The 16,352-nt window shown below is 64.9% G+C and carries 14 protein-coding genes; 10 read left to right on the top strand and 4 right to left on the bottom strand.

Annotated features, from left to right (window positions below; genetic code table 11):
• Nucleotides 1–45: 45 nt before the first annotated feature.
• On the bottom strand, nt 46–2,796 hold the full coding sequence (locus AAG591_RS08350) for a TonB-dependent receptor (protein WP_342530681.1): 2,751 nt from the start codon (nt 2,794–2,796) through the stop codon (nt 46–48).
• 332 nt (nt 2,797–3,128) lie between these two features.
• Here AAG591_RS08350 and AAG591_RS08355 point away from each other — a divergent pair, with 332 nt between their 5' ends.
• Complete coding sequence (locus tag AAG591_RS08355; protein WP_342530682.1) at nt 3,129–4,166, top strand: LacI family DNA-binding transcriptional regulator; 1,038 nt, start codon at nt 3,129–3,131, stop codon at nt 4,164–4,166.
• A 121-nt stretch (nt 4,167–4,287) separates the two neighbouring features.
• Nucleotides 4,288–5,784, top strand: coding sequence for an MFS transporter (locus AAG591_RS08360; RefSeq protein WP_342530683.1), 1,497 nt, complete (start codon nt 4,288–4,290; stop codon nt 5,782–5,784).
• Between the two features lie 72 nt (nt 5,785–5,856).
• On the opposite strand, the gene AAG591_RS08365 is transcribed toward AAG591_RS08360, so the two are convergent.
• The 3 genes from AAG591_RS08365 to AAG591_RS08375 form a co-directional block, all read right to left on the bottom strand.
• A complete protein-coding gene (locus tag AAG591_RS08365; RefSeq protein ID WP_342530684.1) occupies nt 5,857–6,585 on the bottom strand; it encodes a TorF family putative porin in 729 nt (242 codons plus the stop codon).
• 105 nt (nt 6,586–6,690) lie between these two features.
• Entirely contained in the window at nt 6,691–8,046 is a 1,356-nt protein-coding gene (locus tag AAG591_RS08370; protein WP_342530686.1) for an ammonium transporter, read from the bottom strand.
• 11 nt (nt 8,047–8,057) lie between these two features.
• Nucleotides 8,058–8,396, bottom strand: a complete 339-nt coding sequence (locus AAG591_RS08375; protein ID WP_342530687.1) for a P-II family nitrogen regulator — start codon at nt 8,394–8,396, stop codon at nt 8,058–8,060.
• 317 nt (nt 8,397–8,713) lie between these two features.
• Here AAG591_RS08375 and AAG591_RS08380 point away from each other — a divergent pair, with 317 nt between their 5' ends.
• From AAG591_RS08380 to AAG591_RS08415, 8 genes are all read left to right on the top strand, one after another.
• Complete coding sequence (locus tag AAG591_RS08380; RefSeq protein ID WP_342530689.1) at nt 8,714–8,875, top strand: transcriptional regulator; 162 nt, start codon at nt 8,714–8,716, stop codon at nt 8,873–8,875.
• Complete coding sequence (gene proB / locus AAG591_RS08385) at nt 8,872–9,684, top strand: glutamate 5-kinase (protein ID WP_342530690.1); 813 nt, start codon at nt 8,872–8,874, stop codon at nt 9,682–9,684. Before AAG591_RS08380 ends, proB begins: the two co-directional genes overlap by 4 nt.
• A 153-nt stretch (nt 9,685–9,837) precedes the next feature.
• A complete protein-coding gene (locus AAG591_RS08390; protein WP_342530691.1) occupies nt 9,838–9,963 on the top strand; it encodes a hypothetical protein in 126 nt (41 codons plus the stop codon).
• An 87-nt stretch (nt 9,964–10,050) separates the two neighbouring features.
• Entirely contained in the window at nt 10,051–11,727 is a 1,677-nt protein-coding gene (gene ilvD, locus AAG591_RS08395; RefSeq protein WP_342530692.1) for a dihydroxy-acid dehydratase, read from the top strand.
• Between the two features lie 12 nt (nt 11,728–11,739).
• Nucleotides 11,740–12,771, top strand: a complete 1,032-nt coding sequence (ilvC, locus tag AAG591_RS08400; RefSeq protein WP_342530694.1) for a ketol-acid reductoisomerase — start codon at nt 11,740–11,742, stop codon at nt 12,769–12,771.
• Nucleotides 12,772–12,810: 39 nt separating this feature from the next.
• Nucleotides 12,811–14,511, top strand: a complete 1,701-nt coding sequence (ilvG, locus tag AAG591_RS08405) for an acetolactate synthase 2 catalytic subunit (RefSeq protein ID WP_342530696.1) — start codon at nt 12,811–12,813, stop codon at nt 14,509–14,511.
• Nucleotides 14,501–14,779 (top strand): ACT domain-containing protein, encoded by a 279-nt coding sequence (locus AAG591_RS08410; protein ID WP_342530697.1) that lies wholly within the window; start codon nt 14,501–14,503, stop codon nt 14,777–14,779. Before ilvG ends, AAG591_RS08410 begins: the two co-directional genes overlap by 11 nt.
• A complete protein-coding gene (locus AAG591_RS08415; RefSeq protein WP_342530698.1) occupies nt 14,763–16,346 on the top strand; it encodes a 2-isopropylmalate synthase in 1,584 nt (527 codons plus the stop codon). The genes AAG591_RS08410 and AAG591_RS08415 overlap by 17 nt, the downstream gene beginning before the upstream one ends.
• Nucleotides 16,347–16,352 lie beyond the last annotated feature (6 nt).

The following is a 16,352-nucleotide window of genomic DNA, read 5'->3' on the forward strand; positions in this document are numbered from 1 at the left end:
TGGGGGAGGGCGATGCAATGCGCACCGCCCTCCCCCTAGGGAGCATCAGAACTTGTAGGTGAACCCGGCGAGGAAGCGGCGTCCGTAACTCTGATAATCGGTGACGGTCAGCGGACGGCTGGGGTCGGCTACCGACACGAACGGCTCGTCGGTCAGGTTCTGGCCCTGCAGGTAGACCGACAGGCCTTCCAGCGCACCGCCCTGGAACTCGTACCCGATCTGGGCATCGATGATCAGCTCTTCCAACGCCTGCTTGCGCGCAGTCTGGCCGTCGAAATTCCCGAAGTCGCCCTGGAAGCCGGACCTGTAGCGAGCGCTGCCGCGCACGTTGAAGCCGTTCTTCTCGTAGTAGGCGGTGCCGTTGGCGACCCACTTCGAATAGCCCGGGATGGTGCCGATTACCCCGTTCTGATCCTTGACCTTGGTTTCGGTGTAGCCGGCACCGCCGGTGATGCCGAACCCGTCGAGAGCCTGGCTGAACACATCGAACGGCAGGGTGAAGGCGAATTCCGCCCCGTAGAAGCTGCCGCCGCCGGTGTTGATCTGCGTATCGAGCGTACCCAGCGTCGGGAGCCCGGGTGTGGCGCCGGTCGGGGCCGGGAAGGCCGAGAAATCGAACGGCACGCGCCCGCCGTAGATGAACTCCTTGATATCCTTGTAGTACAGCTGCAGGCCGACGAAGCCCGATGTGCCGAAGTACTTCTCGATATTGAAGTCGACCGCGTTGGCGCGATACGGCCGCAGATAGGGGTTGCCGCCGCCGCCGCGGATGATCGGCATGCTGGGGGCCGAATTGTCGATCCCGTAGCTGATCGCCACGCGCAGATCGTCAAGCTTGGGGCGCATGATCTGGCGCGACACGGCAAGCCGCAGGACCAGATCGCTGTCGAAGCGGAGCGACAGGTTCATGCTGGGCAGAACGTCCCAGTAATTGGTGCCCAAGGTGATCAGCTGCGGGCCGGTCGGAGTGAAGATGTAGCCGGTCGACTTCTGCTCGGTATTGATCGCCTGGACGCCGATATTGCCCGTCAGGCGGGCACCGCCGAAATCCTGCTCCAGGTCGAGCTGGGCGTAGGCGGTCATCAGATCTTCGGCGACCGAGTACTCCTTGCTGAGCACGAAATCGCCGTTGTTGTCCTGACGCACGATGAAATTACCGGCAAGCAGATCGCGCGGATCGTAGCTGACGATGGGCGACAGGCCGAGGTAGGAAAGCTGCGTCGGGTCGAGCAGCACGCTCGACGGGATCGGCGCTTCGGTCGCACCGCCCGGCAGGACGAGCAGGCTCTCGTCCGCGTCGAGCGCCTTGTCGCGATCGGTGTAAGCGAGCCCGAGGTTGATCTTGTGCAGCAGGCCGGCGTCGACTTCCTTGCCGATGCCCACGCGGAACTGCTTCAGTTCGTCATCGACATAGCGCAGGTTTTCATAGCCGGTCTGCACGTTGCCGCCGCCCCAGCCGAGCGGGTCGGTCAGGACGATCAGGTTGGGGTCGGAATAATCGAGCTGATTGCCGAACACGAGGCCGGTGCCATCGTTCGTAAAGGTGATCCGGTCTGTCGGATCGGTTTCCGGCGTGCGCCAGTTGTAGCCCGTGCCCGCATAGCTTTGCAGCGACGTTTCGACACGGTCGGTGCGGGAATAGCCGAAGTCGAAGAACGCGCTCCAGCCGTCATCGCCCTGGTAGTCGATGTTGAGGCCACCCGAATAAAGATCGGCTTCCTTGTCGAAGCGGTCGTTACGCACCACGCCCTGCACGTTATCGAACGCGCCCGAGGTGTAGACGCCATCTTCCGCGGTAGCGCCGGTCGGATCGAAGGTGGCGCCGAAGTAGCTGAACGGAAGTTCGATGCCGCGCTTGATCTGCTCGTCCTTGAAGTTCGAGTAGAGCGCATCGACGGTAACCATCAGGTTCGGCGTCGCCTCCCATTGAAGCGTGCCATTGAGGCCGAGGCGCTTGAGCTGGGTCGATGTAACGAAGCTCTTGGAGCCGGAAGGCGCCTGGTTGCCGCTGCCATTGGGGTCGAAATAGCCCCAGGCGTTGAACTCCTGCACCTGGTAGGGCTCGTCGACATAAGCGGCGGCAAGCGAGATGCCGATCGTGTCGTCGGCAAACTGATCGACATAGGTCGCGTTCGCGCGATAGCCGAATTCCTTCGATCCCGCGTTGAGCGCGCCGAGATCGGCCCAGGACCCGCGCGCACCGACGGCGAGCACCTGTCGCCCGTATTCGAGCGGCCGGATGGTTCGGACATCGACCGTGCCGACAAGGCCCTGACCGACCACCGATGCGGACGGCGACTTGTAGATCACGACCTGGCTGACGACTTCGGACGGGAACTGATCGAACTCGATCCCGCGGTTGTCGTTGGTGGAAGTCTGCTCGCGCCCGTTCAGCAGCGTTGTCGAAAAGTCGGGACCGAAACCGCGGATCGCGATGATGTTCGCGCGGCCATTGGCGCGCTGCGAAGTGACGCCGGGCAGGCGCGCGATCGATTCACCGATCGAGTTGTCGGGCAGCTTGCCGATGTCTTCGGCGCTGACCGATTCGACGATCTGGTCGTTTTCCTTCTTCTCGCGGACCGCGTTTTCAAGCGATTCGCGGAAGCCGGAGACGATGATGACGTTCTCGTCCTTGTCCTGCTGTTCGTCGCCGACCAGCTGGCCTTCGTCCTGATCGTCCTGCGGCTCGGCCTGCGTGGTCTGCGCCAGCACGCCTGCGGGGGTGAGACCGCCGATCATGGCGATGGCGAAAGCGCCGGCGCTGACGCCGCGGTGAAACTTGTTACGAATAGCCATTGGTGCCCTTCCAATTCGTCGCCATCCGCCCCTGCGGATCGATCGACTTCATCCTCTGCCTCGTCGCGGGACCGGCTTTTCGCAGCCGGTTACCGCACACCATGCGCAATAGGATCGGGCGCTCGCAGTCAGGAAGACAGCATACGTATACGCAATTATTCGGCGCGAAGTGCGTGTTGCATATTTGCACGCAAGGTTCTGCAAATGGCGTGGGTTGGCCCAGTAGGTGTCTTCGACAGCTCTTCATGGCATCAAGGATCGATTGGCGCGCCGCGACAATTCCACTAGTCTGGCAGCAAGCGCGGGGAGAACGCCCGCGCGCAGGAGAGCGCATGGGCCGCAGGCCGACCGGCAAGCCGACGAGCTTCGACATCGCCTACAAGGCGGGGGTTTCGCAGCCCACGGTAAGCCGCGCGCTGCGAGGCGACAGGTCGGTCAGCAAGGCGACGCGCGAACGGATCGAACAGATCGCGCGCGAGCTGAACTATACGGTCGATCGCAACGCCTCCTCGCTGCGCTCGCAGCGTTCCAACACGATCGCGCTGCTGTTTTTCGAGGACCCGACGCCAGACGAGAGCATGATCAACCCGTTCTTCCTCGCGATGCTCGGTTCGATCACGCGGGCCTGCGCCAATCACGGGCTCGACCTGCTGATCTCGTTCCAGCGGATGGAGGACGACTGGCACACCAGGTACCAGGATTCGATGCGGGCCGACGGGCTGATCCTGCTCGGCTATGGCGACTACACGACCTACGAGGCGCGGCTGCGCGAGCTGGTGAGGCAGGGCACGCATTTCGCGCGCTGGGGATCGGTCAGCAGCGATACCAGCGGGGCCACCATCGGATCGGACAACCTGGGCGCGGGGCGGCTGGTTGGCGAGCATCTGCTGGGTGAAGGCCGCCGCCGGATCGCGTTCATCGGCCATGCCGACGGGCATTATCCCGAATTCGCTCACCGCTACGACGGCTTGTGCGAGGTGTTGCGCGGCGTGGGGATCGAACCCGACCCTGCGCTGCAGCGCGACGCGATCACCACCGAGGAGGCGGGCCTTTCCGCCACGCGCGACCTGATCGCGAGCGGCGCGCAGTTCGATGCGGTCTTCGCCGGGAGCGACCTGATCGCGATCGGCGCGATGCGCGCGCTCGCCGAGGCGGGGTTGAGCGTGCCGGGCGATGTCGCGGTGGTCGGCTTCGACGATATTCCCTCCGCCAGCCTCACCAGCCCGCCGCTAACCACGATCCAGCAGGACACGAGGGGCGCGGGCGAGCGGCTGGTCGAGACGCTGCTCGCGCAGATCGAGGGCGAGGAACTGCCACCCGCACGCCTGCCGACCCGGCTGATCGTGCGCGGCTCCAGCACCGCCCACTGACCACGACCGCACGCGTGGTTACGCATTCGTATACGCCTTGTCGGGCCAAGGCTTTCGTGCAAGCCGATGCGGATGACGCATGGCGGCGGCAGTCCGCCAGCGCACGGGGAAAGGATCGCACATGGAAAAGCGGCGCCAGAGCTGGCTCGGCCTGTGGAATATCAGCTTCGGCTTTTTCGGCATCCAGATCGGCTTCGCGCTGCAGAACGCCAATATGAGCCGCGTCTTCCAGACGCTGGGCGCGAGCATGGACGATCTGCCCGCGCTGTGGGTCGCCGCGCCGCTGACCGGGCTGATCGTGCAGCCGATCATCGGCCACCTGAGCGACCGGACGTGGAACCGGCTTGGCCGACGCCGACCCTATTTCCTGACCGGCGCGATCCTCGCCGCGCTGGCACTGTTCGTCATGCCGCTGAGCCCCACGATGGGCGCTCCGCTGTTATTCGCGGCGGCGATGCTGTGGGTGCTCGATGCGTCGTTGAACGTCTCGATGGAGCCTTTCAGGGCGTTTGTGGGCGACATGCTCCGCACCGATCAGCACGCGGCGGGCTACGCGGTGCAGACCGCCTTCATCGGCGCGGGCGCGGTGGTCGGGTCGATCTTCCCGTTCCTCTTGGAACATCTGGGCGTCGGCAACGTCGCGCCCGATGGCGGCTTGCCCGATACCGTGCGCTGGAGCTTCTGGTTCGGCTCCGCCGCGCTGCTGCTCGCGGTGCTGTGGACCGTGTTCACCACCCGCGAATACAGCCCCGAGGAGATCGCTTCCTTCGCGGAAAATTCGAGTGCCGGGGACGAGCAGCCGGTCCGCGCGCTGGCGAGCAAATCCTATCTTTCGAGCGCGGCATGGATCGCGGCGGGGCTGGTCGTGGTCATCGCTGTGGGCGAATTCGCGCTGGAGAAGGAGGTGCTGCTGCTTGGCGCGCTGCTCGCGGTTTACGGACTGCTGAGCGCGATCGGGATATATCTGGCGAAGCAGGGCCGTACGGCCAACATGCTTTCCAGCATCGTCGGCGATTTTTCGGGCATGCCGCCCGTGATGAAGCGGCTCGCGCTGGTCCAGTTCTTCAGCTGGTCGGCGCTGTTCATCATGTGGATCAACACCACGCCGGTGGTGACGCAGTACGTCTTCGGCAGCACCGATACGGCGAGCGCGGCGTATAACGAAGGCGCCAACTGGGTGAACCTGCTGTTCACCGTGTACAACGGCGTCGCGGCCGTCGCGGCGCTGGCGATCCTGCCGTGGCTGAGCCGCGCGGTGGGGCAGGTGATGACCCATTCGATCTGCCTGACGCTGGGCGCGCTCGGCTTCCTGATGTTCTTTTTCGTGCGCGATGCGCAGGCGCTGCTGGTGGCGGAAGTCGGGATCGGCATCGCCTGGGCGAGCATTCTCGCGATGCCCTACGCGATCCTTGCCTCGAATCTGCCGCAGGCCAAGCTCGGGATATACATGGGGCTGTTCAACATCTTCATCGTCGTGCCGCAGCTGCTGGTGGCGACCGCGATGGGATCGTTGATGAAGGCATTTTTCCCCGGCGAGCCGGTGTGGACGATGCTGTTCGCAGCCGCCGCGTGGATCGTGGCCGCGATTGCCATGCTGCGGGTTCGTGCCGCGGTGTGATCTCCATAAACGAAACGGCCCGCCGCCATTGAAGGCGACGGACCGTTCCGGAGGATGCGACCCCGCAAGATTTTAGAAGCTTGCTCCGACCGTGAAGACCACGGCAGCGTCCTGCCCGGCGATTTCCGGCAGGTCGGTGTCGACGTAGGCAACGCCCAGTTCGAGGATCTTGTAGCTGACGCTCGCACCCAGCGACCAGTCGAGATAGCCGCCCGATCCGTAATCGAGGCTGCCTTCCGAATAGCCGAGATGCGCGGCGAGGCTGATCGGTGTGTCCGGGATGCCGGTGCCGAGATCGCCGTAGACGTAGATATTGTCGCTGGTCAGCGCGCTGCCCTGTTCGGGAGCGTATGCGGCACCGACAGTAGCCTCGACCGGGCCGAGCGCTGCGGTGACGGAGGCGTAGGGTTCGAAGTAGTCGCTATCGCCCACGGTGTCGTCGCCATTGGGGTAGATGTAATACAGAACCCCGCCGTCGAGCGTGATGTTCGGCGCCACATCGCCAGACCAGCCGGCATAGACGTCAAGCTCGGCATTGCCGTAAAGCGGGCTGTCTTCGAGCGAGGAGGCCCAGGTGCCGATATAGAAACCGCTCGAGTGGCTGACGTCGAACCCGCCCTGGATGGCGATGTCTTCGTCGGAGAAGGAAACCCCGCGGAAACGGTAATCGCTGGTCAGGGCGACATTCGCGCTGATCTCGATTGGGCCGGCTTCCTCTTCTTCCGCTTCCTGCGCGAAGGCGGGGGCGGAAAGCATACTTGCGGCGATCAACGCCAGCGGTGCAACTCGGAATAAACGCATTATTTTCCTCCACATTATGCGGTTGCCCTCTCCGCGAAAATCTGACCCTGCACCGCGTCCCGATCTGTTCGCCGGGATCGCGGCGCAGGGTGGTATTTCAAGCCATCAGTAGTTGTAGGCGCGTTCGCCGTGTTCGCTGAGGTCGAGGCCGTCGCGTTCCTTCTCTTCGGAAACGCGCCCGCCGGTGATCAGCTTGGCGATGAGCCAGGCGACCGCAGCGCCGACAGCGGCCCACACAATCGCCACACCCACGGCCTTCGCCTGGATGATCAGCTGCGCAATTGCGTTGTAGTCCGCGTCACCCGGGCCACCGAGCCCGGGCATCATGGTGAACGCGGTGCCGAGCGAGCCGACGATGCCGCCGATCCCGTGGATGCCGAACACATCCGCACTGTCGTCCAGCCCCAGCTTGGGCTTCATCATCGTGACGAACCAGAAGCAGACGAGCGCGGCGGCCGCACCGATCAGGATCGCGCCGAAAGGCCCGCTATTGCCCGCCGCCGGAGTCACCGCGACGAGGCCGGCGATCGCACCCGAGCAGCCGCCCAGCAGCGAACCCTTGTGGCCGCTGATGGTCTCACCCAGCATCCAGAACAGCACGCCCGCAGCCGTGGCGACGAAGGTGTTGAGGACTGCGAGCGAGGCAACGCCGTCGGCTTCCAGTTCGGAACCGCCGTTGAAGCCGAACCAGCCCACCCACAGCAGGCCCGTGCCGAGCAGCGTCATGGTCAGCGAGTGCGGCGGCATCGGCTCTTTCGGGTAACCGATACGCTTGCCCAGGATCAGGCAGCCGACCAGCGCGGAAACACCGGCGTTGATGTGCACCACGGTGCCGCCGGCGAAGTCGAGCGCGCCCCATTCGAAGATCAGCCCGCCGGTCGCCCACACCATGTGCGCGATAGGGAAATAGACGATCGTCAGCCAGATGGCGGTAAACACCATCATGGTCGACAGTTTGGCCCTTTCCATCGTCCCGCCGACAATCAGCGCAGCGGTAATCGCCGCGAAGGTCATCTGGAAGGCGATGAAGATATATTCGGGGATCTCGACGCCGTCGCTGAAGGTCGCCGCGCCGGAATCGGCGGTGACGCCCTTCAGGAAGACCTTGCCGAAATCGGCGATGAAGGCGTTGCCGGTATCGCCGAACGCCATCGAATAACCGTACATCACCCAGATGAGCATCGCGAGCGAGGAAACGCACAGGACCTGGGTAAGCACCGAGGCCATGTTCTTCGTGCGGGCAAGCCCGCCGTAGAACAGCGCGACGCCGGGGACGATCATCGCCATCACCAGAACCGTGGCAACGATCATCCATGCGGTATCGCCCTTGGCGATGGTTGCGGCAGCTTCGGCTGCGGCCACCGCCGGTGCGGTATTTGCCGGTGCCTCCATGGCGAACGCGGGCGTTGCCACGATTGCGGCAAGCCCGGCGGTAGCAATGTTTCTCAAGCTAAACGTCATGTCCTGCCCCCTCAGAGTGCGGTGTCGTCGGTTTCGCCGGTGCGGATCCGCAGCGCCGAAGAAACGTCGATGGTGAAAATCTTGCCGTCGCCGATCGCATCGGTCTTGGCCGCGGCGGAAATCGCCTCGATCGCCTTGGCTGCGACATCGTCCGCCACGACCGTTTCGATACGCACCTTGGGCACGAAGCTCGTGTCGTATTCGGCACCGCGGTAGACCTCGGTGTGGCCCTTCTGGCGCCCGAAACCCTTGGCTTCGGACACGGTCAGCCCGGTGACGCCCACCCCCGTGAGCGCTTCGACGACCTCGTCGAGCTTGAATGGTTTTATGATGGCGACGATAAGTTTCATGCTTCCCCCTGGTAGCGATGTTACGGCGACACGAACGCGCCCGTTCAATTCTTGCTTGAACGGTCACGCTTTTGTCATTTATGATGCATCGCACAATTTCCGCAGGATCGTCAATCGCGTCGATTCAGCCGGTGGGTAACCGGTTAAACGACAGAATTTGCAGGGGTTTGAGGATGGCAGGGATGGCGAGCGGGAGCGTGAAATATTCACACAAGCGTACGGTTGGCAGAATTGTTGCCGCACCTGCGAAAAATGCTCCGCGGTTTACCCCGGAATCCATGCTCGCATCGATGCAACCCGAAGAGCTACGTCAGGCGATGGACGATCTGAACTTTCGCACCCAGAATGCGCTCGCCCAGTCGATCGGGGTCGACCGCTCGACCGTCAGCCTGTGGCTGGAAGGGCGCGTCGGCGTGCCGCGCCCGATTGCCAAGCTGGTCCGGCTGATGCTGGTGCATGCCTCCAGGGAAGATTCGTGAGCGGGCAGGAGACGTCGACAACGACGGTTCTCGCGAACGCCCGCCGGATCGTCGTGAAGGTCGGCTCGTCGCTGCTGATCGACCACGATACCCGCACCGCCCGGTTGCCGTGGCTGGAAGGCCTGGCGCAGGACATCGCGTTGCTGCGGCAGTCGGGGGCCGCCGTGCTGGTGGTCAGCTCGGGCGCGGTGGCGCTCGGCTGGCGGCGACTGGGGATCGAACGCTCCCCCCGGCTCGACCAGAGGCAGGCCGCCGCGGCCGTCGGCCAGAGCCTGCTGATGAACGCCTGGGCACAGGCCTTCGCCCCGCTCGACATTCCGGTCGGGCAATTGCTTCTCACCCTGGCCGACAGCGAATCTGCCGAGCGATCCGCCAATGCGCGCGCCACGCTATCCGTACTGCTCGGTGCAGGGGCGGTGCCGGTGGTGAACGAGAACGACAGTGTCGCGACCGAAGAGCTGAAGCTGGGCGACAACGACCGCCTGTCTGCGCATGTTGCGGAACTGGCCGAGGCGGACCTGCTGCTGCTGCTGTCGGATGTCGATGGGCTGTACGATCGCCATCCTTCCGATCCCGAGGCGGCACATATCGGAAGCGTAGCGAAGATCGACGATGCCGTGATTGCAATGGCTGGGGGCGCGGCGAGCGAGGGGGTGGGAACCGGCGGAATGGCGACAAAGCTTGCTGCCGCGCGCCACGCCACGGCCAGAGGGTGTGCGACGATCATCGCGGACGGACGCGCCGACTATCCCGTTCGTCGGCTGAAAGAGGGCGCGCGCAATACTCTGTTTGTACCGGTAAGCTCCTGACATTGCGGGCTGAATCCCCCGTCTTCGATCGGCCACTGATCGAAAAGACCCAAAAAATCCGGAATTCGGCAATATTTTTGCTTGCCCTTAAGTTTTGATGATATAAACCCCTCGCCACCGCAGCAATCGTGCTGCACCTGCGAGGAACGACGAATGAAGGCCAAGGCCGCCATCCGTACTGCCGACGAGAATGCGCTGTTTGCGCAGGGTCTCGTGCTGCTCCTCGTCCTTCTTGTATTCGTACTTCTTATTCAGCGGGGGGGAGTGCCCATCGGCTAGGCTTAGCCAGACGGACCTCTCGAACCCCGCTCTCCGAACCGGAAAGCGGGGTTTTTTATTGGGTCCGTCAAGGGATCGATCAACGTGATGACTGAAACGACTTCCAAACGCTCCGACGCAATTACCAAGGGCCCGGCCAAGGCGCCTGCGCGCGCCATGCTGCGCGGTGCGGGCTTCACCGACGAACAGATGGCGCAGCCCATGGTCGCGGTGGTCAACACCTGGTCGACGGTGACGCCGTGCAACATGCATCTCGCCGATCTGGCAGAGCCGATCCGGCAGGGCCTGCGCGAAAACGGCGCCACTCCGGTGGACTTCAACACCATCGTGGTCTCCGACGGGATCACGATGGGCGGCGAAGGGATGCGCGCCTCGCTGATCAGCCGCGAGATCATCGCCGACTCGATCGAGCTGGCGGTGAAGGGTCATTCGCTCGACGCGGCGATCATTCTGGTCGGTTGCGACAAGACCATCCCCGCCGCCGCGATGGCGCTGGCCCGGCTCGATATCCCCGGGCTGGTTTTCTACGGCGGCACGATCATGCCCGGCCAGCTGGACGGTCGCGACCTGTCGATCCAGGACGTGTTCGAGGCGGTCGGCGCGCACGCAAAGGGTGACATGAGCGATGCCGAGCTGGACAAGGTCGAGCGTGCGGCGTGCCCCGGTGCGGGCGCTTGCGGCGGGCAGTTCACCGCCAATACGATGGCGATGGCGCTGGCGATGATGGGTATTTCGCCGATGGGTTCGGGCGATCCGCCCGCTACCGACGCGGCCAAGCGGGTCGAGGCGGCGCGCTGCGGGCGGCTGGCGGCCAAGCTGGCCAAGGAAGGCACCTCGGCGCGCACGTTCCTGACGCCTGCGTCGATCCGCAACGCGGCGACTGCGGTTGTGGCCAGCGGCGGCTCGACCAATGCCGTGCTCCACCTGCCGGCGATTGCGGCGGAAGCGGGCTTCGCCTTCCCGATCGAAACCTTCGACGAATTGTCGCGCAGCGTGCCGGTGATCACCGACCTCAAGCCGGGCGGACGCTTCCTGGCGCGCGATCTCTACGCGGCGGGCGGCGTGCCGCTGTTCGGCAAGCGGCTGGCGGATGCGGGGATGCTGGAAGACACCCCCACGGTTACCGGCGACAGCCTGTTCGACGAACTGGCCCGCGCCGAGGAAACGCCGGGGCAGCAGGTGGTCAAGTCGCCTGCCGACCCGGTCAAGGCGACCGGTGGGCTGAGCATTCTGTATGGCGACATGGCCCCCGAGGGCGCGGTGCTGAAGACCGCCGGATACGGCGCGGCCTCGTTCGAAGGCCCGGCCAAGGTGTTCGAGGGAGAGGAGGCCTGCTTCGCGGCGGTCAACGCCAACCAGATCCACGCGGGCGATGTCGTCATCATCCGTTACGAAGGCCCCTCGGGCGGGCCGGGCATGCGCGAGATGCTGGCGGTGACCGCCGCGCTCGCGGGACAGGGCCTGGCCGGCGAGGTCGCGCTGATTACGGACGGTCGCTTCTCCGGCGCGAGCCACGGCTTCGTGATCGGGCACTGTTCTCCCGAAGCGGCCAAGGACGGCCCGATCGCGCTGGTCGAGACCGGCGACATCATCCGGATCGATACCGATGCGCGCCGGATCGACGCCGATATCGACTGGGATGCACGCCGCGCGGCGCACACGCCCAGACCGCCTAACTCCCTGGGCGGCGTGTTCGACAAGTACGCTCGCCTCGTTTCGTCCGCCGCCTACGGCGCAACCACCATTCCACCTGTTACCGAGTGAAGGACTGATACCATGCCCAAGACGATCAAGGTCTACACCGACGAAGATGCAAAGCCCGAACTGGTCCGCGGCAAGCCCGTCGCCATCATCGGCTACGGCAGCCAGGGCCGCGCGCACGCGATGAACCTGAAGGACAGCGGCTGCGAAGTTATTGTCGGCCTGCGCGATGGCTCGCCCACCGCCGCGAAAGCCCGCGCCGATGGCCTGACCGTGATGCCCGTTGCCGAGGCTGCCAAGGCCGCCTCGCTGGTCGCGCTGCTGACCCCGGACATGAGCCACGAAGCGATCTTCGCCTCCGAAATCGCGCCCAATCTGGAGCAGGGCGATGCGATCCTCGTCGCGCATGGTTTCACCGTGCTCTACGAACGCATCCAGCCCGCCGCAGGGATCGATGTTATTCTGGTGGCACCCAAGGGCCCGGGCGATCTGGTCCGCCGCGAATACGAGCGCGGCGCGGGTGTGCCCTGCCTGTTTGCGGTCCGCCAGGACGCGACTGGCGAAGCGCGTGATCGCGCGCTGGCCTATGCCAGCCTGATCGGCGGGACCACGGCAGGCGCGCTCGAAACGAGCTTCCGCGAGGAAACCGAAACCGATCTGTTCGGCGAACAGGCGGTGCTGTGCGGCGGCGCGACCGAACTGGTCGCAGCCGGCTTCGATACGCTGGTGAACGCGGGCTACCAGCCCGAGATCGCCTATTACGAGTGCCTGCACGAACTGAAGCTGATCGTCGACCTGCTGTACGAAGGCGGGTTCGAGAAGATGCACGAATTCGTTTCCGAAACCGCGATCTACGGCGATCTCGTCTCCGGCCCGCGCGTCATCAACGACGAGACGCGTGCGCGGATGAAGGACGTGCTGACCGACATTCAGGACGGCACCTTCGCGCGCAACTGGATCGCCGAGAACGAGGCCGGGAAGGCCAAGTACGACGAGATGCAGGCCGCCGATCTGTCGCACCCGATCGAAGCCACCGGCAAGGAACTGCGCGGCCTGATGGCGTGGTTGCAGACCGGCGAAAAGAAGAAGGAGCAAAAGGCCGCGTAATCCGCCGCGCCCTTTGCCTGAGTGAAAGCCATGAATGCCATGACCCCGCCCTTATCCAGCCCAGAGAGCCAGCCTGCCACCCGCACGGGTGCGCAGCTGGTAGTCGATACGCTGGACGCGCTCGGCGTCGAATGCGTGTTCGGCTATCCCGGCGGCGCGATCATGCCGGTGTATGACGCGCTGCCGCAGGGCACCACCCGGCACATCCTGGTGCGCCACGAACAGGCCGCCGCCTTCGCAGCCGATGCCTATGGCCGGATCACGGGGCGCGCGGGCGTGTGTCTGGCGACCTCAGGCCCGGGCGCGACCAACCTGATTACGGGAATCGCCAATGCCTATCTGGACTCGGTCCCGATGGTGGCGATCACCGGGCAGGTGGCGCAGCCGCTGATGGGCACCGATGCGTTTCAGGAAACCGATATCTTCGGCATGACCATGCCGATCGTGAAGCATTCGATGATCGTCCGCCGGCCCGAGGACATCCCCTCCGCACTGGCGGAAGCCTTCGCGATTGCAGAAGGCGGTCGTCCGGGCCCGGTGCTGGTCGATCTGCCCAAGGACGTTCAGCAGGCCTCGTGCGAGCCTGCGCCGATGCGGCGCAAAACCGCCGATCTGCTGCCTGCGCCCTCTTCCGATGCCATCGCCGAGGCCGAGCGTCTGATCGCAGCGGCGAAGCGCCCGCTGTTCTACCTCGGCGGCGGAATCGCGCGCGCCAATGCCAGTGAGATGGTCCGCCGGATCGTCGACGAAAGCGGCATCCCTGCGGTGGCGACCTTGCAAGGTCTGGGTGTGTTGCCGCCCGAGCATCCGGCGATGCTGGGGATGATCGGGATGCACGGCCATCGCCCGGCGAACATGGCGGTGCAGGAATGCGATCTGCTGATCGTGCTGGGTGCGCGGTTCGACGACCGGGCGACCGGCAAGCTGGCCGAATTCGCGCCGCATGCCTCGGTGGTTCACATCGATGTCGACGCCGCCGAGCTGGGCAAGCTGCGCTTCGCCCACGCGGCGGTGTGCGGGAATATCAAATCGAGCCTCGCCGCGATCGACTTCGCCGCCGGCGAGATCGATGCGTGGACCACCGAAACCGCCGAGATCCGCGCGAGCCATCCGCAGCGTTACGATGCACCGGGCAATGGCATCTATGCCCCCGCGATGCTCAAGACCCTGTCCGAGCGGGTGGGCGAGGATTTCGTGGTCGCCTGCGATGTCGGACAGCATCAGATGTGGGTCGCGCAGCACTGCCGCTTCGCACGTCCGCAGGCGCACCTGACCAGCGGCGGCCTGGGCGCGATGGGCTTCGGCCTGCCCGCCGCGATCGGGGCCAAGCTGGCCGAGCCCGACAAAGAGGTCTTCGCGATCTGCGGCGATGGCGGGTTCCAGATGAACATCCAGGAACTGGCGACGCTGCGCCGCTACCAGATTCCGGTGAAGATCCTGCTGCTCGACAATGCGATGCTGGGGCTGGTGCGCCAGTGGCAGGAGCTGTTCTTTGCGGGCAATTATTCCGAGGTCGACCTGTCGGACAATCCGGACTTCGTCGAAGTCGCCAACGCCTTCGGCATCGAAGCCTTCGGGATCGAGCGCCGCGAGGAAGTGGACGGGGCGATCGATCGCCTGATCAATGCGCGCGGGCCGATCCTCGCGCATGTCCGCATCGACCCCGAAGAAAACGTCTGGCCGCTGGTGCCGCCGGGCGCATCGAATGCCGAAATGATGGAGAAGCGCAATGACACTTGAACATATCCGCATCGAATTTCGCTGCGCGGAAGGCGCGCTTCGCCGGACCCTCGGCGTGGTCGAGGCGCGCGGTTTTTCCGTTCGCTCGATGCAGATGGGCAGCGACGGCGATGCCGGGGTGATGACGCTGGCGCTCGCCCCGCTGGACTCCACTCGCAAGGTCGAGAGACTGCTGCGCCAGCTGGAGCGGTTGCAGGACGTGCAGGCCACAATCCACCTGAGCAATGCCACGCCGGTCGCGGAGGTCATCCATGCCGCAAGAGCCTGAAGTTCCCGAGGTAGGCGGAGACACACCGCACCGCATCGCAATTTTCGACACGAGCCTGCGCGATGGCGAGCAGGCCCCCGGCTTCTCGATGAACACCGCGCAGAAGCTGAAGCTGGCGCACGCGCTGCGCAAGCTGAAGGTGGATGTGATGGAGGTCGGCTTTGCTGCCGCTTCGCCCGGCGATGCCGAGGCGATCCACGCCATTGCGAGCGAAATCGGCTACCTGCCCGATGCGCCCATGCTGTGCTCTCTCTCGCGCGCGACCGACGGTGACATCGACGCTGCCGAGCGCGCGCTGGGGCCTGCGCGCCGCAGCCGCCTGCATCTGTTCTTCGGCACCAGCGACCTGCATCTGGCCGCCAAGCACAAGATGGAAAAGCCCGAAGCGCTCACCACGATCGAGCGTGCGCTGCGCATTGCCAAGGGGCGCTTTACCGAAATCGAGTTTTCCGCCGAAGACGCGCTGCGCACCGATCCGGCCTTCTTGAAAGAAGTGCTGGAATGCGCGGCGGCGGCGGGGGCCGATGTGCTCAACGTGCCCGATACCGTGGGCTATACGTCTCCCGAGGAAATCTACGCGCTGTTCGCGGACCTGACCGCGAATGTCGAACGGCCCGAGCATGTCGTCTTCTCGACCCATAACCACAATGATCTGGGCATGGCGGTGGCCAACAGCCTCGCCGCAGTGCGCGGCGGCGCACGGCAGGTCGAATGCACCATCAACGGGATCGGCGAGCGTGCGGGCAATTGCGCGCTGGAAGAGGTGGTGATGGCCCTCAAGACCCGGCCCGATCATTACCGGGCGACCAGCGGCGTCGAAACACGCGAGATCTTCGCGGTCAGCCGCATGCTCGGCGAAGTGACCGGCAACGCGCCGCCGCGCAACAAGGCGATCGTCGGGCGCAATGCCTTTGCGCACGAGGCGGGCATTCACCAGCACGGTGTGCTGGCCGACCGCCGCACCTACGAGATCATGAGCCCCGAGGACATCGGCCTGCCCTCCAACGCGCTGGTGCTGGGCAAGCACTCGGGCAAGCACGCGCTGCGCGCCCGGCTGGAGGCACTGGGGCATGGCGATCTGGGCGGCAACCGGTTCGAAAAGCTCTATGCCGACTTCAAACGGTTGGCCGATACCAAGCGCGAAGTGACCGATAACGACCTGTGCGATCTGCTGGCCGATGATGGTCGTGGGCACGCATGGGAGCTGGTCCGGGTCGAGATGCGCACCGGGACCAAGGCCAACGACCGGCCCACCGCCAAGGTCACGCTGGACCATGCCACGCGCGGGCGGCTGACCACGATCGGCCACGGCACCGGCCCGTTCGAGGCGCTGACCGATGCCTTCTGCGTCGCCGCCGAAGTGAAGCACGGCACACTCGAATCGGTCGATGCGCACCAGCTGAGCCGTGAGATGGAAATCGAGGTCGGGTTGCTGGTCGACGGCGTGGCGATCGCGGGTCGCAGCCAGCACACCGATGTGGTGATCGCTGCGGCACAGGCGCTGCTCGCGGCGTTCAACAACCACGCACGGATGGCGGACGCCGCGCGTCTGGCCGACGCAGCCTGAGAGTAG

Source organism: Citromicrobium bathyomarinum (assembly GCF_038594485.1).
Taxonomy (GTDB): Bacteria; Pseudomonadota; Alphaproteobacteria; order Sphingomonadales; family Sphingomonadaceae; genus Alteriqipengyuania; species Alteriqipengyuania bathyomarina_A.